The organism is Aestuariibaculum scopimerae, from assembly GCF_059428085.1.
This window is the reverse complement of record NZ_CM182089.1, coordinates 3841319-3864987: the sequence shown is the minus strand read 5'-3', so window position 1 is coordinate 3864987 and position 23669 is coordinate 3841319. Positions and strand designations below refer to the sequence as shown.

Genomic DNA, 23669 nt, shown 5'->3' with positions numbered 1-23669 from the left:
AAATATGTACAATTATGTAAAAATAACAACATTACTATTAATGATTGGTATGTTAGTTTCCTGCAAAAGCCAAATCACGAAGCAAGAACTAATTATTCAAGTTGAAAGCAATCAGAACTTTTATCGAAATGAAGTCGTGGAGATTCCTTATGAAAAGCTTTCTGAATTATTAAAAAGTACAAATCAAGAAAACATCAAGGTAAAAAAACAAGGATCACAAGACTATTTAATTACCCAATGGATGGATAGCGATAGTGATGGAATTACCGATGAACTTCTTTTTCAAGCAGAAGTAGCAGCAAATTCTTCAGTAAAATACGTGGTGCTGGTTGATAGCATGAATCCTGTTAAAGAAACAAAAGCAATTACTTTTTCTAGATTGGTTCCTGAAAGAACGGATGATTACACATGGGAAAATGATAAAGTTGCTTTTAGAACCTACGGACCGGAAGCGCAACGTCGAATAGAAGAAAATGAATACGGAGGCACATTATCCAGTGGAATAGATCTTTGGTTAAAACGCGTAGAATATTCTATTATAGATAAATGGTATGCAAAAAATCTAGAAACCGAGGGGTATTATCATATTGATCATGGAGAAGGTTACGACCCTTATCACGTGGGGAAAAGTAGAGGCACCGGAGGTATTGGTATTTGGGAAAACGATAGTTTATACGTGTCTAAAAACTTTGTCGCTAGTAGAACCATTGCCACAGGGCCTTTAAGAACTATTTTTGAATTGGACTATGCGCCTTGGAGTGATTATAACGTGAAAGAAACCAAAAGAATCTCTCTAGACTTAGGTAGTAACTTTTCAAAATTTGAAATAAAATTAAATGCAGAAAAAGAAGTTCCAAATTATACCATTGGAATCACAAGGCATGATGGAAAAGGGGAGGTTAAATCGAATCAACAAGAAGGTTGGTTCAGGCATTGGGAGCCTATAAATGATGCTTATGTAGGTGAAGGTATTATAATGGAGCCAAACAAAGTTCAAAAAGCGTTCAGCCATCAGTCGCAAATACCAGACCAAAGTCAGATGCTATTGGTAACAAAACCACAAAAAACACTTACTTATTATGCGGGTTTTGGATGGACGAAAAGCGGACAGGTTACAACGTTGGAAGATTGGGATAAACTGTTGGAAAGACAAGTTAAGATAATAGGGAATCCGTTAAAAATATCAATCATAAAAGAATAATGAATTTAAAAAAACATCTTGTTTATTTAACGAAAAGAAGTTGTTTTGTAATGTGGATTATGTTTGTGCCTTCTCTTTTTGCACAAAATTACATCTCTAAAGTATGGCAAGCCGATAATGGTGATGGAACCTACAAAAACCCAATCATCCATGCCGATTATTCAGACCCGGATGTGATACGTGTTGGAGATGATTTTTATATGACGGCTAGTAGTTTTAATTGTGCTCCAGGTCTTCCAATTCTTCATTCCAAGGATTTGGTGAATTGGAAAATAGTAAATTATGCTTTGGAGAAACAAATTCCAGAAGAGGTATTTAACAAGCCTCAACACAGCAAAGGGGTGTGGGCTCCAAGTATAAGATATCATAAAAGTGAATTTTACATCTATTGGGGCGATCCCGATTTTGGAGTATACATGATTAAAACCAATGATGTTTATGGAAAATGGTCTAAACCACTATTGGTTTTAGAAGGTAAAGGAATTATAGATCCATGCCCATTATGGGATGGTGAAAACACCTATTTAATACATGCTTGGGCAGGTAGTAGGGCAGGTATTAATAGTGTTCTTACCATTAGGAAAATGAATAGTGAAGGAACCATGATTCTAGACGATGGTAAAAATGTATTTGATGGTCACGGGAAACACCATACGGTTGAAGGGCCAAAACTCTACAAGAAAGGTGATTATTATTATATATTGGCACCAGCTGGAGGCGTTGCTACAGGTTGGCAATTGGCGTTGCGTTCCAAAAATATTTATGGGCCTTACGAAGAAAAAATTGTTTTAGAACAGGGAAGCACATCTATAAATGGACCACACCAAGGGGCGTGGGTTACGACCCCAAATAATGATTCGTGGTTTGTTCATTTTCAAGACAAAGGGGTTTATGGCCGTGTACTTTTCCTTGAACCCATGACATGGAAAGATGGATGGCCTGCTATGGGAGAGGATTTTGATAAAAATGGAATCGGAGAACCTGTACTCATTCATAAAAAACCAATACAAGGAATGCCTTTTATAACTCCTAAAGCTAGTGACGGGTTTGATAATGGAGAACCAGGTTTACAATGGCAATGGTACGCAAATCCATCTGTAAAGTGGAGTGCGCAAATTCCCGGAACAAACTACCTAAGACTTTTCTGCATAAGTAAACAGGAAGAACCTAATCTATGGGATGTCCCAAACCTATTGCTTCAAAAGCTTCCGGCCGAAGATTTTAAGGCGAGTGCAAAAGTTGCATTAAACATAGAATGGGATACACCAGGAAAAACGGCTGGTTTAATCATGATGGGACAAAGTTATGCATATGTTGGCATTAATTACCATGATGGAAATTATTGGATTCAACAAGTATATTGTGGAAATGCAATTGATGGCAATCCGGAAAAGATAATTGAAGAGAAAATATTAAAATCAAATGAGGTTTACTTGCGGATGGAAGTGAATTCTCCAGATGCTACATGTTATTTTAGTTACAGTGAAAATAGTAAAAACTATAAAGCTATAGGCAATAGTTTTAAAGCAGAAAAAGATTTATGGATAAGCGCTAAAATGGGTGTTTTTTGTGTGAGTGAGAAAGGTGTTAGAATGGGAAGTTATGCAGATTTCGATTGGTTTAAAGTTGAAAACAATTGAAAGAACTCATTTGAAGAAAAAAATGATAGTAATATTGAACCCCTGTAGTACAATCGTAATGTTACGGTAGTATCTCAAAAACTGTGTGAGTTTAAAAAATAGCTTGGCGATGACCCAAGCTATTTTTTTTATCTAAATAATTCTCCGGTAGCTCTGCTTCAGAGTTTGCTTTGCCGTGCCTAACTTGAGAGGCAAAACTACTTTTTTGGGTAGTCCTGAGTGAAGTAAAATGCAAAATTTTGGTTTTCGGAATCTGATGTCAAATATAAAACAGACGAAATCCCTCTATGCTTTATCGACGATTGTCCCTTTCAAGAATTCTTTATTTTTTCTAACTTTTAAATGACTTATAATTCCCAAGTCCAAAATAGCAATCTCAGATTGTTATTATAGCTTATTATCCACTTGTAGTCTATTTAACGAGGTGAAGTGAGTCGTTAAATTAAGACACATCCCAAATATCCTTATTGTAAAGCATTTTTCATGAAATAAGAATGAATAATAATTATAATTTATACGGATTGGATTATAATTTATATAACGGAATCTTGATTCTTTCTAATATTGACTCATTCTATTTCATATTGAAATAAGTAATAACCAAAAGAGAACTGTCATTATTAACTGTTATTAAAATGATGGTTTTATAAAAGATTAAAAAAAATTTCAAGATAAAAGTATGCAAGGTAAGAGTATGAATATATTATATAGAGAGCGAATAAGTATGGGTGCTAAATTACAAGTGTCAGGATTAATTTTTATCACATTATTCCTGTTAGTAGGTTGTATGGGTTCTAAAGAAAGAAAAGAACCTGACTTAAATTTTGATGTAGATAAACAATTGGATTATTGTGTAACCCAAAGTGAAAAAACAATAGCTTTAAACTTTAAAGATCAAATGATTCCCAGAAATGTAGCAACTAATAGTAGTACCTGGCGATTGGTGGAATATAAAGATTGGACAAGTGGGTTTTGGCCTGGGGAACTTTGGTATTTGTATGAATTTACGGGAGATAAAAAGTTAAAGACATTTGCAGATAAATTTACAAGATATTTAACACCACTTTCGGTGACGCCTGCTTTAGATCATGATCTTGGTTTTCAGGTGTTTAATAGTTTTGGTAATGGGTATAGGTTAACTAAAAATCTGGAATACAAAGACGTTATTCTTAAAACCGCAGACACACTTGCTACTCTTTTTAATCCTAAGGTGGGAACCATTTTGTCATGGCCAAGAGAAGTGCCTAATATGGAGTGGCCGCAGCACAATACGATTATGGATAACATGATTAATTTGGAATTGTTGTTTTGGGCGTCTAAAAACGGAGGTAATAAATCGTTGTACGATAAAGCTGTTAGTCATGCAGAGGTAACTATGAAAAACCATTTCAGGCCTGATTATACGTCTTACCATGTTGTGATATACGATAAAGATACAGGGAAGAAAATAAAAGGAGTTACCCATCAAGGATACAGTGATGAAAGTATGTGGGCAAGAGGGCAAGCCTGGGCCATTTATGGCTATACCATGGTGTATAGGGAAACCAGAGATCCAAAATTTTTAGATTTTGTACATAAGGTAACTAAAGTATATTTGGATAGGTTGCCAAAAGATTTAATTCCATATTGGGATTTTGATGCGCCAGGAATACCAAACGAGCCTAAGGACGCATCAGCCGCTGTTATTGTAGCCTCTGCACTTATAGAATTGTCTGCTTATACAAAGGATGCAACATTGGCAAAAAAGTATGTCGATAAGGCTGAACAGATGCTTGCTGAACTCTCCATGAACTATCACAGTAAAAATAAAAACACTGCAAATTTATTGCATTCAACAGGACATAAACCAGCAGGTTCTGAAATTGATTATTCCATAATATATGCAGATTACTATTATGTGGAAGCCTTATTAAGATTGAAAAAAATGAAAGAAGGAAACCCCTGAATTCGATAGTATTTAAGCACTAGTTAAAAACGATAGGATTAGAAAAATGAATAGGAAAATTTTAATATGGTCTATTATTGCAGCTTTAGCCGGATTTCTTTTTGGATTTGATACTGTAGTAATTTCGGGAGCCGAAAAAAAGTTACAGCTTTTATGGAACACCAGTGATATTTTTCATGGTACCGTGGTTATTGGCATGGCCTTGTGGGGAACTGTTGTGGGCGCTATTTTAGGAGGGATACCTACAAACAGGCTAGGAAGGAGAAAGACATTAATATGGATAGGTGTTTTATATACAATTTCGGCAATAGGATCAGGATTGGCTAACGATCCCGTTACTTTTGCCATATTCAGGTTTATTGGAGGCTTAGGAGTGGGAGCATCTACCATTGCTGCGCCAGCTTATATTTCTGAAATCGCCCCCGCAAAAGACAGGGGGAAATTGGTAGGGCTATATCAGTTTAATATTGTTTTTGGTATTTTGGTGGCTTTTGGCTCTAACTATTTGTTAAACGGAATAGGGGATAACGATTGGCGTTGGATGGTTGGAGTGGAAGCTTTTCCTGCTTTTATTTATACTTTATTAGTATTTACATTACCAAAAAGCCCTAGGTGGTTACTGACCATGGGCAAAACTGAAGAGGCAAAAGAGGTGTTGCAAATTATTAGCCCTAAAATAGATGCAAGTATAATAATTAATGAAATTGAGGAAGAAATGAAAAATACCGTTTCAAACGAAACGGTGTTTATAAAAAAATACCGTTTTCCATTAATTCTTGCCTTTTTAATTGCCTTTTTCAACCAGTTTTCAGGTATTAATGCCTTTTTGTATTATACGCCTAGAATTTTAACCGAAGCAGGTCTTGGTGAAAGTTCAGCACTTTTAGGTAGTATTGGTGTTGGTGTTACAAATTTATTATTTACCCTTATAGGAATTTATCTTATTGATAGGTTTGGTAGGAAACAATTGATGTATATTGGGTCTATAGGGTATATCATTTCACTTTCTTTAGTATCTATGGCATTCTTTTTTAATTGGGAAGGTGGTTTTATGTCAATATTTTTATTCATGTTCATCGCTGCACATGCTATAGGGCAAGGCACAGTTATATGGGTTTTTATTTCTGAAATATTTCCAAACCATTTAAGAGGTTCAGGTCAGTCTTTCGGTAGCTCTGTACATTGGATATTAGCAGCCGTAGTCCCTTCTTTGGTTCCTGTGTTGTTTTCAACAATAGGCGCAGGAGTTGTATTTGCTGTCTTTGCATTTATGATGGTATTGCAATTGCTGTTTGTTTATTTTATGATGCCAGAAACCAAAGGAAAAAGTTTAGAAGAATTACAAAGTGTGTTTTTAAAAAACAGCAATAAATAGATGATTTTTTATACATTAAAAATTGTATCAAAAGGATAAAATATTATTTGGTATTTTGCATTAAATATTTCAATAATCCGAAAACTGATATCTGTATAAATAAGTCTATGAACAAGATTAGATTTCAATATTAGACTGGACATAAAGATGAGAGAATATGTTTGTTAGTTTTTATCTTAGCAATTATGATAAAAAATCTAAACATTATAGCTTAGAATCTAAACAAAAAGCAGTCGAGTTAAGTTATGCCAAAGGCAGTGTAAAATAAATATGTGATGACTTGGAAATATTTTCATCAGTACTTTATCTTTGGCCTAGGGAGTTAAAAGATCATGGTAAAAATAGTTTTCCAGGTCGAGGCAACTCTAAAATGACCGATGAAGAAAAAGAAATAGCTTGATTAAAGAAGCCGAGTTAAAACGTGATATCTTAAAAAAGGTCATCAGCATCTTCTCTGCAGCGACAAGAAAAATACAGGTTTATAAAACAACACCTAATGAGATTTCCTGTCGAGACGATGTGTCAAACATTAAAGGTAAATAAAAGCGGTTATTACTATTGTAAATTATGGTTAGAAAATCAAAAGGTAACCACGCTTATTAAATCTATATTTAAAGATAGTTTTCAGAGCTATGGTTCACCCAGAATAAAAACAGAACTGAAGTCATTAGGCTATAAAATATCAAAGCCCAGAGTGGCGCGTATTATGAGTGCTAATTATTTGTTTGCAAAACGAAAACATAAGTTTAAAGCAACCACAGATAGTAAACATAATTACCCAATAACCCCTAATTTATTAAATTGTTAACAACTGAATTAGCGGTTTCTGAAATTGCTTATGAATTAGGATTTGAACATAGCCAAAGCTTTTCCAAATTATTTAAAGTAAAAACCAATCTGTCTCTAGTAGAATTTAGAAATTCATTTAATTAATATTTTTAGGTTTTAAAAGATTAATTGTTTTAAACACCTATATTTATAGTATTTCACTAAAGAAATCATGTAGTTTGTTTTTTAGTTTTTACTTAAAAATAGTTTTATGAACCCATTCATTCTTGCACTTAAAGCCCGAAATCTTACTGTAGAGATTCATCATCATTCAGCATATCAAATTGTTTTATCAAACGACACGCCATTTAATTCAACCATTAACGGGACGCTTTGTGAGAATATCCATGGTTTTTTGATTAAACCACATATTTCACATTTCTGTGTTTCCGATAAAGGAACATTAAATGTTTTAAATATAGAGCCTTATTCAAATATCGGTTTAGAATTAGCGAGCCGATTTAATACAAATCAGGATTACATTGTTTTTAATAATCCAATAGAAACAAATAAATTCTTTCAAACTTCTAAAGATAGCTTAGACATTAATATCATCATTGAAGCGTTACTATCAAAACTTCCTAATATTGATTATGATGAAAGAGTTAAAAAAATAGTTGAATACATCAAGGATAATTACTTTAAATCTGATATCACACCACAGACTTTTGCAGATATTGTTTTTCTTTCCCCATCCCGATTAGCGGCACTGTTTAAAGAACAAACTGGTAGTAGTCTGTCTAAATATTTATTATGGACAAGGCTGCGTCAAGCAATCTACCTGACACTTTCTGAAAATGACCGAAGTCTAACGGATATTGCTTATGATACCGGATTCTATGATCTCCCGCAATTAAATAAATATATGTACGAAATGTTTGGAATGCCTCCTAAAGCATTAAAATTTAATAGTGATTTAATACAGGTATACTAGCATAACATTTTTAAAGCAATAACATTCTACTCGAGGTATCAGCATTTTATGTTGGTACCTTTTTTCTTTTCCATAAAGTAAATTTTAACATTATCAATATACAACAGTGATTTGATACAAGTTTGGCAATGTGGTTGTTCGCAACTTTGTAATATCATTTTAAACAAGTAAAAAATAATATTATGAAAGCAATAACATATCAAAAATTCGGAAGTATCGAAGTCTTACAAACCGTAGAACAACCAAAACCTACAATTAAAGCAGACCAAGTATTGGTAAAAGTAAAAACCTTTTCTATTAATCCTATGGATTGGAAAATCAGAAAGGGAGAAATGAAATTAATGTCCGGTTCAAAATTTCCAAAGCATACAGGCACTGATTTCGCCGGTACCGTCGAGGAAATAGGAGCTTCTGTCATTGGCATAAAAAAAGGGGATGAAGTTTTTGGAGTGGTCAAAAACATGATGAAAGAAGGGGTTTCTGCAGAATATATTGCGGTAACCGCTTCACTAGTTTGGAAAAAACCATCTAATATCAGTTTTCCTCAAGCTGCCTCCATTCCTGTGGTTGGTACAGCAGCGGTCACAGCGTTACAAAAAATGGGAAACATCCATTCTACAACTACTATTTTGGTAAATGGTGCCACGGGAGGTTTCGGTATGTTTTTACTGCAATTCTTAAAACAACAAGGCGCAAACGTAACAGCAGTTACAAGTACAAAAGGAATTGAATTTGCTAAAAAATGGGGCGCAAATACGGTGATTGACTACACAAAAACAAATGTGCTTTCACAGAAAACCACCTACGACATTGTTATCGATTTGTCTGGTAAAATGGGATACAAAAATGCCAAACAAATAATGAACTCAAAAAGCTTGTTTTTGAATCCAACTCCAAAACCAATTGAAATACCAACGTCTCTTTTCAAAAACCTATTTACTGCTAAAAAACACATTGTTATACTTTCAAGTCCGTCGACAAAACATACAGAGATTTTGATAAGTTCAGTAAAAAAAGGGTTGCAAATTGAAGTCAACAAAGTATTTCCATTTACCCAATACAAAGAAGCATATCAATACGCTGAAACAGGCGGTGTGATTGGAAAAGTAGTCATTGAGATTAATTAAGGAACAAACAAAATATTGATTTGATATAAGCTTTGGCTTTTTATAAATCATCTTCAAATAATCATTAATAAATCAAAACAATGCTAATAAAAATAGATAATACCATTAAATATGGTAAGCAGCATGGTGGCTTTGGAATAGAAATTTTATATCCAGGTCTTATAATGCCTGAACTGAAAGATACGGGCTTCTCCACCATTGGAAGAATAGACCAAGCTCGCATAACTCCAGGTACACTTATACCCATGCATCCACATAAAGATGATGAAATACTCACGTATTTACGCAGTGGTAAAGTAAAGCATAAGGATTCTGAAGGACACTCAACTATAATCTCAAATCAAAAATTGATGATGATGAATGCCGGTTCAAGATTTTACCACGAAGAAAAGGTTTTGGAAGAAGGAGAAGTTTTAGAAGGCTTACAAATTTTTATTAGACCGGAAATTGAAAATTTAAAACCAGAAGTACAATTTCATCAATTATCAGAAACATCCAGTATTAATCAATGGCGTAAAATAGCAGGTAAAGGCAATGATTATCCATTGCAAATAAGAAGCAATACCTGGATAATGGATATGCAATTACAAAAAGGAGAAGAAATGTTTTTGCCCGAACTATCTATTGAAAATATCTCCTTTCTATTTTATGTTTTTAAAGGAGACATACAAGTCAACGCCTTTATACAGCTAAACACAGGCGAGAGTGCTTTAATAGAAAATGAAAACCCAACTTTCGTGGCGACTGAAACAACTGATATTGTTTTATTTATTACCCAAACAAATGCAAAACATTTTGATGGTGGTATGTATAGCGGTAATCTTCAATAAATAACTAAACAAATCTAATATAACAGTGATTTGATACAAGTTTAACTCTTTCAAACACAGCAACTTTGTACTATACAATAATTAATAACAAGTAAAATGAAAACAGCATTTATTACAGGAGCCAACAAAGGAATTGGCTTTGAAATCGCAAAACAATTATTACAAAAAGGATTCTACGTTTATATCGGAACCCGTGACAAAAGCAAGGGTCAGGAAGCAGTAGGAAAACTGAAAGCAGAAGGATTAGTAAATACCGAGGCAATTCAGATTGATGTCACTGATGAACAATCCGTAGCGCATGCGAGAACCGAACTTGGCAAGAAAATAGCTGCTCTGGATATTCTTATCAATAATGCAGGAATAAGCGGAGTGAAAATAGACAACAAAGGAAACTTTATTGCCGAATCATTGACAGCGGAGAAAGCTACTATCGACACCTTTAAGGAAGTCTACGAAACAAATGTTTATGGCGTTGTGCGCGCTACACAAGTATTTCTGGATTTGTTAAAGAAATCACCAGCGCCTAGGATTGTGATGGTAAGTTCTTCAGTTGGTTCACTCACACAGCAGAGCAACCCGCAATGGCCAATGTATGATTCAGCAAAATTTGCTGTATATGCCTCCTCTAAATCGGCGATGAACATGTACACTGTCCACCTAGCTTATGAACTTCGCGACACTTTATTCAAAATCAATATGGTCGACCCAGGCTATACCAAAACCGATTTCAATTACAACATGGGGTTTACCGCTGTAGAAACTGCTGCCGAGCGCATCGCTAAATATGCTTTAATCGGGCCGGACGGGCCAACGGGAAAATTCTTCAGCGAAGAAACCAATCCTGCAACCGGTGAAATTCCTTGGTAATATCCAATCAAATTGTATCCTGAAAACAGTGATTTGATACAAGTCTAAAAAGAAAGTTCAAAGCACCTTTGTATTGTAAATAATTATTACATAAAAATATAAACAAATGAAAAAAATAGTAATACTCGGAGCCACTGGAACCGTGGGGAGTAAAATTTCTGAAATTCTTTTAAACGAAGGAAATCAAGTAACCGTAATGGCAAGACATACAGATAAGTTACAAAAATTCAAAAGTATGGGTGCTGAAGTAATTACAGGCGATGTCAATGATGTAAACACGCTTACTAATGCATTCAAAAATGCAGATAGCGCGTTCCTTATTTTACCGGACAATGTGAAAGCTGAAAATACAAGGGCATACCAGAGACAAATCACAAGCAACTACATGGAAGCAATAGAAAAATCAGGCATTAAATATATTGTTAACATGAGCAGCCTTGGTTCTCACATGCACGAAGGCAATGGCATTATGGGCGGTACTGGTGAGCAGGAAGTACGGTTGAATCAATTAAAGGATGTCAATGTATTGCACCTCCGTTCTGCTTACTTTATGGAGAATTTTTTAAGAACAATTGGATTGGTTAAATCTAAAGGCATCAATGGTACAGCTGCAGATGGAGACCATGCCATACCCATGGTGGCTACCCAAGATGTTGCAAAAGTTGCAGCAAAATATCTATCAAATCTTGACTTCACAGGTAAAAGCGTTCATGCAGTAATGGGTCCAAGAGATTACACGTACAGAGAATTCAACAACATCATTGGTAAGGCCATTGGAAACCCTGAATTGCCTTATGTACAAATTCCTGTAGACCAAGCAAAGCAAGTGTTCCTAGGAAATGGTTTTTCTGAAGACTTTGTCGATAATCTGTTGGGGATGGCAGTTGCTATCAAATCAGGCATGATGAATTATCAAAAAAGAGATGATTCAACCACTACTCCCACAACGGCAGAAGAATTTGTAAATGAAATTTACTTGCCTATATACAATAGTTAAAACTTACAGTGATTTGATACAAGTTTCAAAAAAGTATTCGTCTCAACTTTGTAGTATAAATAATAACATAAAAAATAAATAAAATGAAATTATTAGAAAAAACAGAATTAGTGGGTTTAAAGCTAAAAAACAAAATGGCAATGTCAGCGATGACCAGAAGTCGTGCAGATATAAATGGTGTCGTAGGGGATTTAACAGTACAATATTATACGCAACGCGTAAGTGCTGGACTGATTTTCACCGAAGCCATTAGAATTAGTGAAGAGGCTACAGGTAGCCCATTGACACCAGGTATTTACACCAAAGAGCAAATAGACGCTTGGAAAAAAGTAACCAAATCGGTGCATGATAATGGAGGTACTATTATTGCCCAACTTTGGCATACAGGTCGTGCTGGGCATTCCATTGATAGAAAAGGAAAACGGCCTCTTGCTCCATCAGCAATTCCTATTAAAGGAATGCAACATTTTACCTCACAGGGCATGAAAGATTATGAAACACCACAAGCAATTACCCTGGAAGAAATCAAACAAACTATTAAAGATTTCGGTCAAGCTGCTAAAAATGCGATTGAAGCAGGTTTTGATGGAGTTGAGCTGCATGCTGCAAATGGGTATTTACCAAACCAATTTTTAGCAGAAAGTGCCAATCAAAGAACCGATGAATATGGTGGCAGCATCCCAAATAAAGCTCGTTTTATATTAGAAGTAATGCAAGAATTAATCAATGCCGTTGGAGGCGACAAAGTAGGAATTAAGATTTCGGCATACCACCCATACGGCGATATGTTTTATGATGACCCAGTTGGAACATACAACTATCTAATTGACGAACTCAACACATTGGATATCGCTTTTGTCGAACTAATGAAAAAAAACCCATACTTCCCACCACCAGCGCACTATCCAACAGAGGATGAAGTAGAAATGTATGGAAAAAGAATAAAACATAATGTTATTGCAAATACAGGTTATGACAAGGCCTCAGCCGAAGCGGAACTGGAAAAAGGCATTGCAAACCTCATTTCTTTTGGAACTCTATTTTTAGCGAACCCAGATTTACCAAAACGATTTGAGCTGGATGCTGAATTAAATGAACCAGACAGGGCTACCATGTTTGGCGGAGGAGAACAAGGTTATATCGACTATCCGTTTTTAAACGAATAAAAAATAACCAAATAAAAATTATAATAAACTTAATTTATAGCAACTCATCTAAATTTCCATAGGTATTACTGTGAAACAAAAAGCAATCTCAACCTTAAACCTAACAAATGTGTTTTCTCTTTTTCTCTCTCTATTTTCTTTTTAAATAGCTAAAAATTAATACTTTAAAAACTCTTTTTAAGAACCTAACCCATAAGGTTAGGTTCTGTTTTTTTCATTTTAGGTAGTTTCAGCGTGTAATTTTTAAGCGCTATTAACCTAAAATGAACCATTATGAAAAAAACAGTACTTTTTTTAGCACTAACTATTTTTAGTTTATACAAGCTGCATACAACACTTACCGAACGCGAGTTTGAAGCCTTAAAGCTTTGTATAGCTGGAAAAACCAATTCAGACATTGCCGAGCAGCTTTTTATTTCGGTAAGTACAGTAAAATATCATTTAAGGAATGCTTATAGTAAATTAGGAGTAAGCAATAGAAAAGAAGCCTTCCAGTTTATGTTGAAGTCGGTATAGCATTCTGTCATTACTTCAGCAACAAATTGCTTTACAATAAAAAAATGAGTTAATACAGTGGAATAGAGGAAGAAATTGTCAGTTCAATCTGACTTGCATTCCTATTGTCAGTTCGAGCGGAGTCGAGAACCTTGAAAAGACGTCGTTTTAAACATCTCGTTAAGCTTCGCTTGTTACCTTCGATGCAAAATATATTTTGCATCTTGGTAATGCTCGATGTGACATATTGCACGCTCGAACTGACAAACGGATTAGCAGTAACGGCTATATTTCCATATTATGATCATACTGGCAGCACTCAGGCAGGCTTTTATAAGCAGCGTCATCAGCAGCCACATGTTTTGTATCATAACCAGATGCCGCTATGGCTTTTTCAATGGCCATGGCAGTTGTTTTGCTGTCATTAAAAGAGACGTTCATCACCTTTTTATCCACATCCCAGTTTGCCTCGGCTACACCTTCAACGCTGTTAGCCGCTTTTTCAATGGTCATTTTGCACATTTCACAATTTCCCCTAACACCAAATGTAGCTTTTGCAGTTGCCACCTCTTTAGAGGTTTCGGTAGTTACGGTTTCTGCGTCTTTCTTAGTTTCGTTTTTACAACTTGTTAATGCTATAGCAGCAACAGCTGCGATACTTAAAATTACTTTTTTCATCTTTATTTAAATTTAATTATTAACTTATTTCAATTATCAATTATCAATTGTCAATTGTCAATTATCACGGTTCATCATTGATTTTTTTCCTTGCAATTGCGCTGCGGCATCCACTGTAAAGGTGCCGTTAGTAACAATTTCATCCCCGGCAGATAGGCCTTCTAAAATTTCATAAGCATCTCCCATACGATGCCCTAAAACCACTTGGCGCATTTCAAAAACGGGCTGGTCTGGGCTTGCTTTTATATAAACTAATGAACGTTCCCCTGTCCATAAAATTGCAGATGCGGGGATGGTCAGCATCGCTTCATCGACCGTATTCATTTCGGTCACAGTCGCTTTAACAAACATACCGGGTTTAAACAAGCCATTAGGATTATTCAGTACCACCCTAAGGCTTACCGTGCGTGTGTTGGTATTCAAAACCGGGTCAATAAAATCAACCCTACCCTTAAAGGTTTGGTTGGGATAAGCATCGGCACTTACCTGAACCGCTTGCCCTTTTTTAAATTGATCGATTTGATGCTCATAAACATCAAAATGGGCCCATACCGTATTTAAATTGCTTATTTTAAATAGTGCTTGTCCTTGCTTAACATAGTCGCCTTGTGCCACCAATTTCTCGGTTACCGTACCCGAAACTGTAGCATATACAGGAAGCGTTTCCTGTACTTGGCCTGTAGTTTCAATGGTTTGAATTTGCTTATCGGATAGTTTCCAAAGTTTTAGTTTATTGCGTACAGCCTTGTATAAGTCTGCTTGTGTTTCTTTTAAAGTCGCAGCGGTAATAAGTTCCTGCTGTGCGGTATACAGTTCTGGAGAATAAACGCTTGCCAACAGCTGACCTTTACTAATGGTCTCACCGGTAAAGTTAATATGTAGTTTTTCAATTCTCCCTGAAAAATAACTAACCTGTACGGTGTTGGCTTCTTCATTTTCAACAATCCTACCCGATAATTTGATGCTGCTGTTTTTAAGCATTGCCTTGCCCACCACGGTGGTTTGAATGTTGGCTAGAGCCATCGCATTCTCAGTCATCTTAAATTGGTCAGCCGTTACCCCATCAGCGTCCATTTCAGCAGGAATTAAATCCATACCGCAAATGGGGCAATCGCCCGGTTCGGGTTGCATAATCTGTGGATGCATGGAGCAGGTCCACATGTGGTTTGCATGTGTTTCCTCTTCTAGATCGTGGGATGCTTCTTGTTTTAAGGCATCGCTGCCAAAGACCAACCAGCCTAAAAAAAGACCGACTAAAATAAGTCCCACATAAATAACAATATTATTTTTTTTCATCTTCTAATCGTTTTATCATTGCTTTCATTTCAGCAATTTCTTTTTGTTGTGTTTTAATGATGCCTTCAGCTAATTCTTTTACTTCCGGATCTTTTATGTCAGCTCTTTCACTGGTTAAAATGGCTATGGAGTGATGCGGAATCATGGCTTTCATCCATAGTAAATCGCCAATAATAGGTTTTTGGGCTCTCACCAGCAAAAGTGAAAATATAAATAGAAAAAAACTACCCGTTAAAATGGCAATGTTTTTCTTTTTATCCTGGTACATAGGTCGCATAAAAAACCACATAATAACGGCCATAGTGGAAATGCCCAGGCAGGTCATATAAAAGCGTGTTAAACTAAAATAGACATGATCATAGGCATAGGTGTTTAAGTACATGGTTATATACATGGCCACAAAAGAGCAGCCTAGCATGATAAAAAAGGTTTTGTAATTATTTTTATTTGGGTGTTTCATAATTATTGAATTAAGTAATTAATAATAGTACTTTGTGTGTAATAGGTTTTAGTGGCTTCAATTTGGTTTATTTGAAACTTTAACTGTAATTCCTGAATATCTAATACATCCTTAAAGTCAATCGTTCCTGTTTCGTAATTTTTTATAAGAATAGCTTCGGCATCTTGGGCCTGTTTTAAGTTTTTAGCTTGTGTAGTATAGCTAATTCTGGCAGCATTACGCTCATGGATTGCCTTATCTAAAAGGGTTTTTAAGGCGTTTAAGCGCTCTTGCTTTTGTACTGTAATTTCTTGATGTTGTAATGCATGCTGTTTGGTAACAGATTGGTGTTTTTTGTTAAAAATGGGTATGGATATGGAAACCATGGACATAACAATGTCCTTACCATTATCACCAAAACTCATGTTAGGGCGTTCAGCTACATTAATATAATCTAAACCAAAGCCAATCATAGGGCTGCGTTCTTTTTGATTTAATAACTCAGACTGCTCAACAGATTCGTAGAGTTTGTCATACTTCAATAATTCAGGATGCAGACTCAGGTTATCGGTATTAACATCAAAATGCTCCAAAGGCATTTCCAGTGCATCTACTACATTAATTGCTATGCTGTTATCTCTGTTTAATAGGTTGTTCAAGTTAGTTTGTTCTGCTAAAAATTGTTGCTGCAAAACATTTTTTAATTGCTGCAATTCATTTTGTCTTATTTGTAGACGTAATACATCTACGGCCGATGCTTTTCCTGTTTCAACAGCCGTTAGCGCCATGGTTTCATAGGTTTTCAAGAGTTTTATATTGTCGGTCAATACGTTTTGCTTCGCATGGTTGGCATATAAATTATAATAGGACTGCGATACGGAAGCCATCAATTTTCTCTTAGTAATTACAATGTCCTCATATTTTGTGTCTGCTAGTGACGATACATAGCGCTCTCGGGATGTTATGGTACCGAACCAGGGTAGCATTTGTTTAACCGATATTTTAAAGCGTTGCGGGCCTGTTCTGGTTTCCGGTTCACTCACAAAATATCCGAGTCCGACTTCCGTATTGGGAATCGTATTTACTTCATTAACCTTCTCGGATGCTATTTGGTATTGTAATTCAAACTTTTGAATTTCCGGGTTGTTGGATAAGGCTTCGTTAATAAGAACGTCTAAACTTTGCGCATGTGTTAAGTGAAAAGCGAAAAGTGTAAAACTAACAACGAGTACTTTTTTTAAGTGAAAAGTGAAAAGTGAAAAGTGAAAAATGATATGTGCTACGCTTAATTTTTTCATTATAGTTTAGATTTTGTGGTTTTTATTGAACTAACCAGCATGGCTACCAATTCTTTACATGTGGAATACAACAATTTATAATTATCCACTTTTAAATGATCTGTATCTTTCAGCAAGTCTAACCAATAAAGCGTTTCATTGGCCTCTTTCAAAGCAACACTCATTTTATTAATAAAATCTCTTTTACTTTGAGCAAACTCAGCTTCGCGTATTAGTGCTCCTATAGCAGTTCCACTTCTTAAAAGTTGTTTACTTAACACATATTCTTTTTTCTCAGTAACTAAAGACTGAGATAATTTCACAATTTCAATCGCAAATCCATAACTTTTTTCTCTTAGAATACTCATAATTTTATTCTTTTAGTTTTTCACTTTTCACTTTTAGTTTTTCACTTTAATCTCGGCTCTCCAGCTATACAATACTGGCACAATAAACAAGGTAATTAGCGCTATAGCCATGCCACCAAAACTCGGTATCGCCATAGGAATCATAATATCGCTTCCTCGTCCAGTTGAGGTCAGTATCGGCAGCAAGGCCAGTAGGGTAGTGGCCGTGGTCATCAAACAGGGGCGAATACGTTTTTCTCCGGCTTCTACTACGGAGGCTCTTATTTCTTTTTTGCTTTCAGGCGTATTTCTGTTAAAGGTCTGTGTTAAATAGGTCGCCATAATCACCCCATCATCAGTAGCAATTCCAAACAGCGCAATAAAACCAACCCACACGGCAACACTCAGGTTAATGCCATAGAACCATACCATGATAAAACCACCTGCAAAAGCCACAGCAATACCCGTAAATACCATAAGGGAGGTACTCACAGACCGGAATTGAAAATAAAGAATTAAAAAGATAATGAAGAGCGCCAAAGGCACGACCAGAGACAGGGTTTTCTCAGCACGTAACTGATTTTCATAACTTCCCGTAAATTCATAGTTAATCCCTTTGGGAACTACCAAAGCACCATTATCAATAGCGTGCTGAATATGCGCCTGCGCATTTTCAACCACATCTACCTCGGCATAGCCGTCCAATTTATCAAACAAGACATAGCCCACCAAAAAGGTATCCTCACTTTTAATTACCTGGGGTCCTTGTTCATAACGAATGGTGGCCAACTCACTTAAAGGTACTGGGGCACCGGTAGCAACGGGTACATAAATGTGTTCCAAATCGGAGGGGCTGTCCCGCAGTTCCCTGGGGTAGCGAACACGAATGCCATAGCGCTCTCTACCTTCAATGGTTTGGGTAAGTACCATACCACCAACAGCGACTTTAAGGATATTCTGTACGGCATCAATAGTCACCCCGTAACGTGCAATCTTATCTCTGTCAATATCTATTAACAAATAAGGTTTCCCAACAATACGGTCAGCAAACACGGCTTCGTCCTTAACCCCTTCTGCTTGTTTTAAAAGAGGCTCTAGTTGCATACCAAAAGCTTCAATTTGTCTAAGATCCTGACCTTTAATTTTTATACCCATCGGGGCACGCATACCCGTTTGTAGCATAATCAATCGGGTTTCTATGGGCTGTAATTTTGGTGCCGAGGTAACGCCCGGCAGCTTAGTGGCCTTCACGATGGCGTTCCAAATATCATCTGGGGATTGGATTTCCGGACGCCAATTGCGCACGTATTCTCCATCGGCATTAATACTAAATTCCGGTTTGTACAAAATGATGTTTTCATACATAGAAAGCGGGGCGGGGTCTAAAGCAGATTCGGTACGTCCCGCTTTACCTACCACGGTCTCAATTTCCGGAATTTGCGCTACGGCCATATCCAGTTGCTGCAACACACGTTTATTTTCTTCCACACCGGCATGTGGCATGGACGTTGGCATCAACAAAAAGGAACCTTCGTTTAGCGATGGCATAAACTCTTTTCCGGTTCGTTGCATAATTAAAAAACCAATAATCACGATGGTCGTAGGAACCGATAAAAACAACAGTTTATGATCTAAACACCAGATTAGGATACGTGTGTAGTACTGCATAAACAGGTAAAACAGTCCTAGTAAACCAAAACATAGGATGCTTACAAACAAGAGGTTAAAAATATAGAGGCTCTCAACTCCTAAAGGGCGCCAATAGCCTGCCAGTAAGAATACAATACCTATAGCTGCTACAATGTTAAGGATTTGAACCGTAGTAAAGGAAAAGTGAAAACTGAAAAGTGAAAAGCGATATGTGTTAGGTATTTTGGTTTTTCGTTTTCTGAATAAGAAGGCTGCAAAGGGTGGAATTAAAAATAACGCAATAAATATGGCGGCTGTTAGCGCAAAGGTTTTAGTAAATGCCAAAGGCCTGAATAATTTCCCTTCGGCTCCAATCATCGTGAATACCGGAATAAAACTGATGATGGTGGTCATCACCGCAGTTACAATAGCACCCGATACCTCTGCAGTCGCATTGTAAACCACTTGGTTAATTGGTAACTGTTCACTTTTAGTTTTTGGTTTTTCACTATCCAGATGTCTAAGGATATTTTCCGAAAGAATCACCCCAACATCTACCATGGTACCTATAGCAATGGCAATACCCGATAAAGCTACAATATTGGCATCTACACTAAATAGTTTCATGGCAATAAATACCATAAGCACAGCTACGGGTAACAAGCCTGAAATTAATACAGAAGCCCTAAGATTAAACACCATAATAAGAATAACCAGAATGGTAATGAGAATTTCTAAAGTTAATGCCTCATTAAGTGTACCAAGTGTTTCTTGTATCAGTTCTGTCCGGTCATAAAAAGGCACAATGGTGAGTTGCGAGGTACGTCCGTCTGCCAAAACTTTAGAAGGTAATCCGGCACTTAAATCTTTAATTTTAGCTTTTACGTGATTAATAACTTCCATGGGGTTAGCACCATAACGCGCTACCACAACACCGCCTACTACTTCGGCACCTTCTTTATCTAAAATACCTCTACGTGCCGCAGGCCCTAGGGAAACTTTGGCTATATCTTTTATTTTAATAGCGGTATAGTCTTGAGAAGTAACAACGGCATTCTCGATGTCTGCAATAGATTTTACATAGCCCAAACCACGAACCAGGTATTCCGCTTGGTTAATTTCCAGGGTTTGTGCACCAATATCCTTGTTGCTTTCCTTTACAGCTTTAACCACTTGGTTTAAGCTTATTTGATATTGGCGCATGAGTTCTGGGTTAACATCCACTTGGTATTCCTGCACATAACCACCAATAGAAGCCACTTCAGAGACACCACTTGCCGAGGATAGGGCATATTTAACATAATAATCCTGAATGCTTCGTAATTCCTGTAAATCCCAACCACCGGTAACATTTCCGTTTTCATCACGGCCTTCTAAGGTGTACCAAAATATCTGCCCCAATCCTGTGGCATCAGGTCCTAAAGTAGGGCTAACGCCATCAGGTAGTAATCCATTGGGTAGTGCGTTTAGTTTTTCTAGAATACGACTTCTGCTCCAGTAGAATTCAACATCTTCCTCAAAAATGACGTAGATGCTTGAAAAGCCAAACATAGATGAACTACGAATGGTTTTTACGCCAGCAATACCCAGTAACGATGTTGTTAAAGGATATGTAATTTGGTCTTCAATATCCTGTGGTGAACGCCCGTCCCATTTTGTAAACACGATTTGCTGGTTTTCTCCAATATCGGGAATGGCATCTACTGCAACAGGGTCGCTAGGCAAAAGGCCAGTATTCCAATTAAAAGGCGCGTTTATGGTTCCCCAGCCTATAAAAAGGAGGAGCAATAGGACGGATACGAGTTTATTTTCTATTAAAAATTTGATGCCTTTGTTAAGCATAAGCTTTGATAATTAAACAATTAAACATAATAGATGGTATTTTAGGTGTACACCAAATACAACAAATTATCCAGAATAGCCTAGGGCTAACAGGATAACAGGATTAATGTTTAAAAATCAAATTAAGTAAGTCTCGTCAATCTTGTAGATTTGCTTGACGACCAATGGAGGTCTATAGGCTTTGTATAACGTTGTGTTAGCGTCTAAACCTTCAAAAAGATTATTATAAGTAGCAATAAATAAAGCTGAAAAGAATTGTTGCTTGAAAGAAATTTTGTCAACTGATAATTGAAGTTCATCCTGTCCATCAACAACTAATTGCACATCATCACAGCAATTTTTTTTGCTAGTGGAGCAACCATCGGTTATAGGAGCAGGTAGTTCCATACCGCAACCTTTAGCTTCATGAAACAGTGTAGTTTCAACCAAAGTATCTCCACAATAATGCATGTTTATTGTAAATGACATGGTAGAAAACAATACTACCAGAGCCATCACAAACGATATTATTTTATGGAATACCTTTTTAATCATAATAGCAAAGATATAAAAAATAAGTAAGTTATAAATACATATTGCTAAACAACCTAATGGGTATTAGTTTTAAAGGTGTGCAAGACCACTAATTTTTTTAATCATTTTTTTTGGCACCCAATAAATCCAAAAAACAAAATAAGGTTAGAGTCTTTAAAGGCTTTGCGAACTTTCTTAAATGCAATGCCCATTTGAGACTCAACCGTCTTCATAGAAATTCCCAAGCGTTCGGCAATTTCTTTGTATTTAACACCGTGTATCTTGTTTAACTCAATAATTTCTTTGCATTTTGGAGGGAGGTCATCCATTGCTTTTTTTAATACTTCTATGCGTTTTTCAACAAACTCCCTATCTTCCAAAATTCGGTCACGTAAAGCCCGTTCCCAAATCTCATTTAACAACTTTTCCTGTTTTCTTTTGGAGCGTTTACTATCAATATATCGGTTATAGGCAATGGCATACAAATAACCTTTTGGAGAGTTGTCGGGGTCTAATTTTTTACGATCATCCCACAAATTAATAAAAGCTTGCTGTACAATATCTTCTGCAGCTATTGCATCATTGGTATAACTGGTAATGTAGGCCATCAAACGGTCATAATACCTTTCAAATAGTAGCTTAAAGGCTTGTTCATCATTATTGTGCAAAGCTTTTATAATATGGCTTTCATCCATAGCTTAAAAAGTCATTTTAGAGAGGTTGTTGACTTATAAAGCGTAAAGGTTAAAAAAAAATTTAAAATATCATTAAGGGTTTTTTGAACTTTTTGCGCATAGGGGGTATATATGCGTATATAAAATTATTTCAATGTGTATTTTTAGAATTCTATAAAATTAAAGTCTAAGTGTTCTATTTTACACACCACATATAAACCATTTCATGAAAACACTGATTATAAAACTTTTAACCGATACCATTTCTGAACAGGAATTAGACAAATTACTTGAGTGGTTAAAAGATCCAAAAAACCAACAAAAACTGGAAAGCTACATTAAAGAAGATTATGATATAAACTTAGCTACGTTTAATAATGAGACAAACGCAGCTTATACTAAACTAAAACAACGCATGTCGCAACCTAAAAAGGTAAGAAGCATGCGTACCTCATGGATAAAGTATGCAGCTGCAGCTGTTGTTACAGGTATTTTGGTAACAACGTCTATTTTTAAAGACCAGATTTTCAACAACACTCAAAGTGAGGTTCCTATTGTAATAAATAACCAAATAACACCGGGTATAGACAAGGCAACATTAACTTTAGAGGATGGTTCTGAAATCACGCTTAAAAAAGGCATTACCTATAACATGGCCAATGCAACCAGTAATGGCGAAGCGATCATTTATTTGCAATCCAACAACCAAGATGCTAATTCAAAGTCTTTAACACCAGTTATTAATACCTTAACCATACCCCGTGGGGGCCAATTTCAAATAACCTTGGCCGATGGTACGCATGTATGGCTTAATTCAGAATCACAGTTAAAATACCCAGTAAGTTTTATTGATGGGGAAAGCCGTGGGGTAGAGCTTGTTTATGGCGAGGCTTATTTTGATGTATCACCAAGTACCGCGCATAACGGAACAGATTTTAAGGTCAATCATTCGCAACAAGAAATTCAGGTTCTGGGTACAGAGTTTAATGTTAAGGCTTATAAAGGGGAGCAAAATATCTATACCACCTTAATAGAAGGCAAAGTAATGATAAATTACCAAGATAAAAATCAAGTTCTATTGCCCAACCAACAATCTAATCTAGATTTAAGTACAAATCAATTAACGGTGTATGCAATCGATACCTATACTGAAATAGCATGGAAAAATGGTGTCTTTAATTTTGAGAGTAAAATATTGGGAGATATCATGACAGTGTTATCACGTTGGTATGATATGGATGTGGTTTTTGAAAATAAAGAATTGAAAACCCAAAAGTTTACTGGATTGTTTAATAAAGCATTTGGTATAGAAGAGACATTGTCTGTAATGAAAAATGCAAACATTATAAGTAACTATGAAATAAGAAATAAAACGATCATTCTTAAATAAATAATTAATAAAGGAAAGCCAATGAAATAAAACAACCAATCCATTTTACTTGCAAGCTGAATAAACGCATTCAGTACATTAATATAAAAAAGGAGGTTAATAGCTTAAACCCTAGGAAAGTAGAAGACCATTCCCTCCTTTAGAGTGTATTAATTAATTAAAAAAAGTTTAACTAACTA

At 36.0% G+C, this 23669-nt stretch carries 19 protein-coding genes and 3 pseudogenes; 14 read left to right on the top strand and 8 right to left on the bottom strand.

What is annotated here, in order from left to right; all coding sequences use genetic code 11:
• Positions 1-4: 4 nt before the first annotated feature.
• From AC5SR4_RS16755 to AC5SR4_RS16695, 13 genes and pseudogenes are all read left to right on the top strand, one after another.
• Entirely contained in the window at positions 5-1201 is a 1197-nt protein-coding gene (locus AC5SR4_RS16755; protein ID WP_495357422.1) for a BT3233 family polysaccharide utilization protein, read from the top strand.
• The gene (locus AC5SR4_RS16750; protein ID WP_495357421.1) at positions 1201-2841 is read left to right on the top strand and encodes a glycoside hydrolase family 43 protein; all 1641 of its coding nucleotides are present in this window, start codon (positions 1201-1203) and stop codon (positions 2839-2841) included. The genes AC5SR4_RS16755 and AC5SR4_RS16750 overlap by 1 nt, the downstream gene beginning before the upstream one ends.
• Positions 2842-3535: 694 nt before the next feature.
• Positions 3536-4786, top strand: coding sequence for a glycoside hydrolase family 88 protein (locus AC5SR4_RS16745; RefSeq protein ID WP_495357420.1), 1251 nt, complete (start codon positions 3536-3538; stop codon positions 4784-4786).
• 46 nt (positions 4787-4832) lie between these two features.
• Positions 4833-6161: a sugar porter family MFS transporter gene (locus AC5SR4_RS16740; protein ID WP_495357419.1), complete on the top strand. Its 1329-nt coding sequence runs from the start codon at positions 4833-4835 to the stop codon at positions 6159-6161.
• Positions 6162-6318: 157 nt separating this feature from the next.
• Positions 6319-6963 (top strand): annotated as a pseudogene (locus tag AC5SR4_RS16735) (IS3 family transposase); the annotation flags it as partial.
• Positions 6960-7094: pseudogene (locus tag AC5SR4_RS16730) on the top strand (helix-turn-helix domain-containing protein); the annotation flags it as partial. The pseudogenes AC5SR4_RS16735 and AC5SR4_RS16730, both read left to right, overlap by 4 nt.
• 106 nt (positions 7095-7200) lie before the next feature.
• Positions 7201-7923, top strand: coding sequence for a helix-turn-helix domain-containing protein (locus tag AC5SR4_RS16725; RefSeq protein WP_495357418.1), 723 nt, complete (start codon positions 7201-7203; stop codon positions 7921-7923).
• A gap of 182 nt (positions 7924-8105) precedes the next feature.
• Entirely contained in the window at positions 8106-9050 is a 945-nt protein-coding gene (locus AC5SR4_RS16720) for an NAD(P)-dependent alcohol dehydrogenase (RefSeq protein ID WP_495357417.1), read from the top strand.
• Positions 9051-9130: 80 nt separating this feature from the next.
• Entirely contained in the window at positions 9131-9880 is a 750-nt protein-coding gene (locus AC5SR4_RS16715) for a pirin family protein (protein WP_495357416.1), read from the top strand.
• Between the two features lie 96 nt (positions 9881-9976).
• A complete protein-coding gene (locus tag AC5SR4_RS16710; RefSeq protein ID WP_495357415.1) occupies positions 9977-10747 on the top strand; it encodes an SDR family oxidoreductase in 771 nt (256 codons plus the stop codon).
• Between the two features lie 106 nt (positions 10748-10853).
• The gene (locus AC5SR4_RS16705) at positions 10854-11744 is read left to right on the top strand and encodes an NmrA family NAD(P)-binding protein (RefSeq protein ID WP_495357414.1); all 891 of its coding nucleotides are present in this window, start codon (positions 10854-10856) and stop codon (positions 11742-11744) included.
• An 83-nt stretch (positions 11745-11827) separates the two neighbouring features.
• Positions 11828-12910: an alkene reductase gene (locus AC5SR4_RS16700; RefSeq protein WP_495357413.1), complete on the top strand. Its 1083-nt coding sequence runs from the start codon at positions 11828-11830 to the stop codon at positions 12908-12910.
• A gap of 273 nt (positions 12911-13183) precedes the next feature.
• The gene (locus AC5SR4_RS16695; protein ID WP_495357412.1) at positions 13184-13426 is read left to right on the top strand and encodes a response regulator transcription factor; all 243 of its coding nucleotides are present in this window, start codon (positions 13184-13186) and stop codon (positions 13424-13426) included.
• A 264-nt stretch (positions 13427-13690) separates the two neighbouring features.
• Here the strand turns inward: AC5SR4_RS16695 and AC5SR4_RS16690 are convergent, their stop codons facing one another.
• The 8 genes and pseudogenes from AC5SR4_RS16690 to AC5SR4_RS16655 form a co-directional block, all read right to left on the bottom strand.
• The gene (locus AC5SR4_RS16690) at positions 13691-14083 is read right to left on the bottom strand and encodes a heavy-metal-associated domain-containing protein (RefSeq protein WP_495357411.1); all 393 of its coding nucleotides are present in this window, start codon (positions 14081-14083) and stop codon (positions 13691-13693) included.
• A 63-nt stretch (positions 14084-14146) separates the two neighbouring features.
• Positions 14147-15379 (bottom strand): annotated as a pseudogene (locus AC5SR4_RS16685) (efflux RND transporter periplasmic adaptor subunit); the annotation flags it as partial.
• Positions 15366-15839, bottom strand: coding sequence for a DUF305 domain-containing protein (locus AC5SR4_RS16680; RefSeq protein ID WP_495357410.1), 474 nt, complete (start codon positions 15837-15839; stop codon positions 15366-15368). The gene AC5SR4_RS16680 and the pseudogene AC5SR4_RS16685, both read right to left, overlap by 14 nt.
• A 2-nt stretch (positions 15840-15841) precedes the next feature.
• A complete protein-coding gene (locus AC5SR4_RS16675; protein ID WP_495357409.1) occupies positions 15842-17116 on the bottom strand; it encodes a TolC family protein in 1275 nt (424 codons plus the stop codon).
• Positions 17116-17463 carry a four helix bundle protein gene (locus AC5SR4_RS16670; RefSeq protein ID WP_495357408.1) on the bottom strand — a complete coding sequence of 116 codons (348 nt, stop codon included), beginning with the start codon at positions 17461-17463 and terminating at the stop codon, positions 17116-17118. The genes AC5SR4_RS16675 and AC5SR4_RS16670 overlap by 1 nt, the downstream gene beginning before the upstream one ends.
• Positions 17464-17496: 33 nt before the next feature.
• Complete coding sequence (locus tag AC5SR4_RS16665) at positions 17497-20913, bottom strand: efflux RND transporter permease subunit (RefSeq protein WP_495357407.1); 3417 nt, start codon at positions 20911-20913, stop codon at positions 17497-17499.
• Between the two features lie 117 nt (positions 20914-21030).
• The gene (locus tag AC5SR4_RS16660) at positions 21031-21444 is read right to left on the bottom strand and encodes an HYC_CC_PP family protein (protein WP_495359204.1); all 414 of its coding nucleotides are present in this window, start codon (positions 21442-21444) and stop codon (positions 21031-21033) included.
• 104 nt (positions 21445-21548) lie between these two features.
• A complete protein-coding gene (locus AC5SR4_RS16655; protein ID WP_495357406.1) occupies positions 21549-22121 on the bottom strand; it encodes an RNA polymerase sigma factor in 573 nt (190 codons plus the stop codon).
• 205 nt (positions 22122-22326) lie between these two features.
• Here AC5SR4_RS16655 and AC5SR4_RS16650 point away from each other — a divergent pair, with 205 nt between their 5' ends.
• Positions 22327-23490 carry a FecR family protein gene (locus AC5SR4_RS16650; RefSeq protein WP_495357405.1) on the top strand — a complete coding sequence of 388 codons (1164 nt, stop codon included), beginning with the start codon at positions 22327-22329 and terminating at the stop codon, positions 23488-23490.
• The last annotated feature ends 179 nt before the right edge of the window (positions 23491-23669 follow it).

What these genes read in the sequence shown, in the direction of transcription:
- AC5SR4_RS16755 (WP_495357422.1), top strand. Translation starts at nt 5, where the DNA reads ATGTACAATTATGTAAAAATAACAACATTACTATTAATGATTGGTATG.
- AC5SR4_RS16750 (WP_495357421.1), top strand. Translation starts at nt 1,201, where the DNA reads ATGAATTTAAAAAAACATCTTGTTTATTTAACGAAAAGAAGTTGTTTT.
- AC5SR4_RS16745 (WP_495357420.1), top strand. Translation starts at nt 3,536, where the DNA reads ATGAATATATTATATAGAGAGCGAATAAGTATGGGTGCTAAATTACAA.
- AC5SR4_RS16740 (WP_495357419.1), top strand. Translation starts at nt 4,833, where the DNA reads ATGAATAGGAAAATTTTAATATGGTCTATTATTGCAGCTTTAGCCGGA.
- AC5SR4_RS16725 (WP_495357418.1), top strand. Translation starts at nt 7,201, where the DNA reads ATGAACCCATTCATTCTTGCACTTAAAGCCCGAAATCTTACTGTAGAG.
- AC5SR4_RS16720 (WP_495357417.1), top strand. Translation starts at nt 8,106, where the DNA reads ATGAAAGCAATAACATATCAAAAATTCGGAAGTATCGAAGTCTTACAA.
- AC5SR4_RS16715 (WP_495357416.1), top strand. Translation starts at nt 9,131, where the DNA reads ATGCTAATAAAAATAGATAATACCATTAAATATGGTAAGCAGCATGGT.
- AC5SR4_RS16710 (WP_495357415.1), top strand. Translation starts at nt 9,977, where the DNA reads ATGAAAACAGCATTTATTACAGGAGCCAACAAAGGAATTGGCTTTGAA.
- AC5SR4_RS16705 (WP_495357414.1), top strand. Translation starts at nt 10,854, where the DNA reads ATGAAAAAAATAGTAATACTCGGAGCCACTGGAACCGTGGGGAGTAAA.
- AC5SR4_RS16700 (WP_495357413.1), top strand. Translation starts at nt 11,828, where the DNA reads ATGAAATTATTAGAAAAAACAGAATTAGTGGGTTTAAAGCTAAAAAAC.
- AC5SR4_RS16695 (WP_495357412.1), top strand. Translation starts at nt 13,184, where the DNA reads ATGAAAAAAACAGTACTTTTTTTAGCACTAACTATTTTTAGTTTATAC.
- AC5SR4_RS16690 (WP_495357411.1), bottom strand. Translation starts at nt 14,083, where the DNA reads ATGAAAAAAGTAATTTTAAGTATCGCAGCTGTTGCTGCTATAGCATTA.
- AC5SR4_RS16680 (WP_495357410.1), bottom strand. Translation starts at nt 15,839, where the DNA reads ATGAAACACCCAAATAAAAATAATTACAAAACCTTTTTTATCATGCTA.
- AC5SR4_RS16675 (WP_495357409.1), bottom strand. Translation starts at nt 17,116, where the DNA reads ATGAAAAAATTAAGCGTAGCACATATCATTTTTCACTTTTCACTTTTC.
- AC5SR4_RS16670 (WP_495357408.1), bottom strand. Translation starts at nt 17,463, where the DNA reads ATGAGTATTCTAAGAGAAAAAAGTTATGGATTTGCGATTGAAATTGTG.
- AC5SR4_RS16665 (WP_495357407.1), bottom strand. Translation starts at nt 20,913, where the DNA reads ATGCTTAACAAAGGCATCAAATTTTTAATAGAAAATAAACTCGTATCC.
- AC5SR4_RS16655 (WP_495357406.1), bottom strand. Translation starts at nt 22,121, where the DNA reads ATGGATGAAAGCCATATTATAAAAGCTTTGCACAATAATGATGAACAA.
- AC5SR4_RS16650 (WP_495357405.1), top strand. Translation starts at nt 22,327, where the DNA reads ATGAAAACACTGATTATAAAACTTTTAACCGATACCATTTCTGAACAG.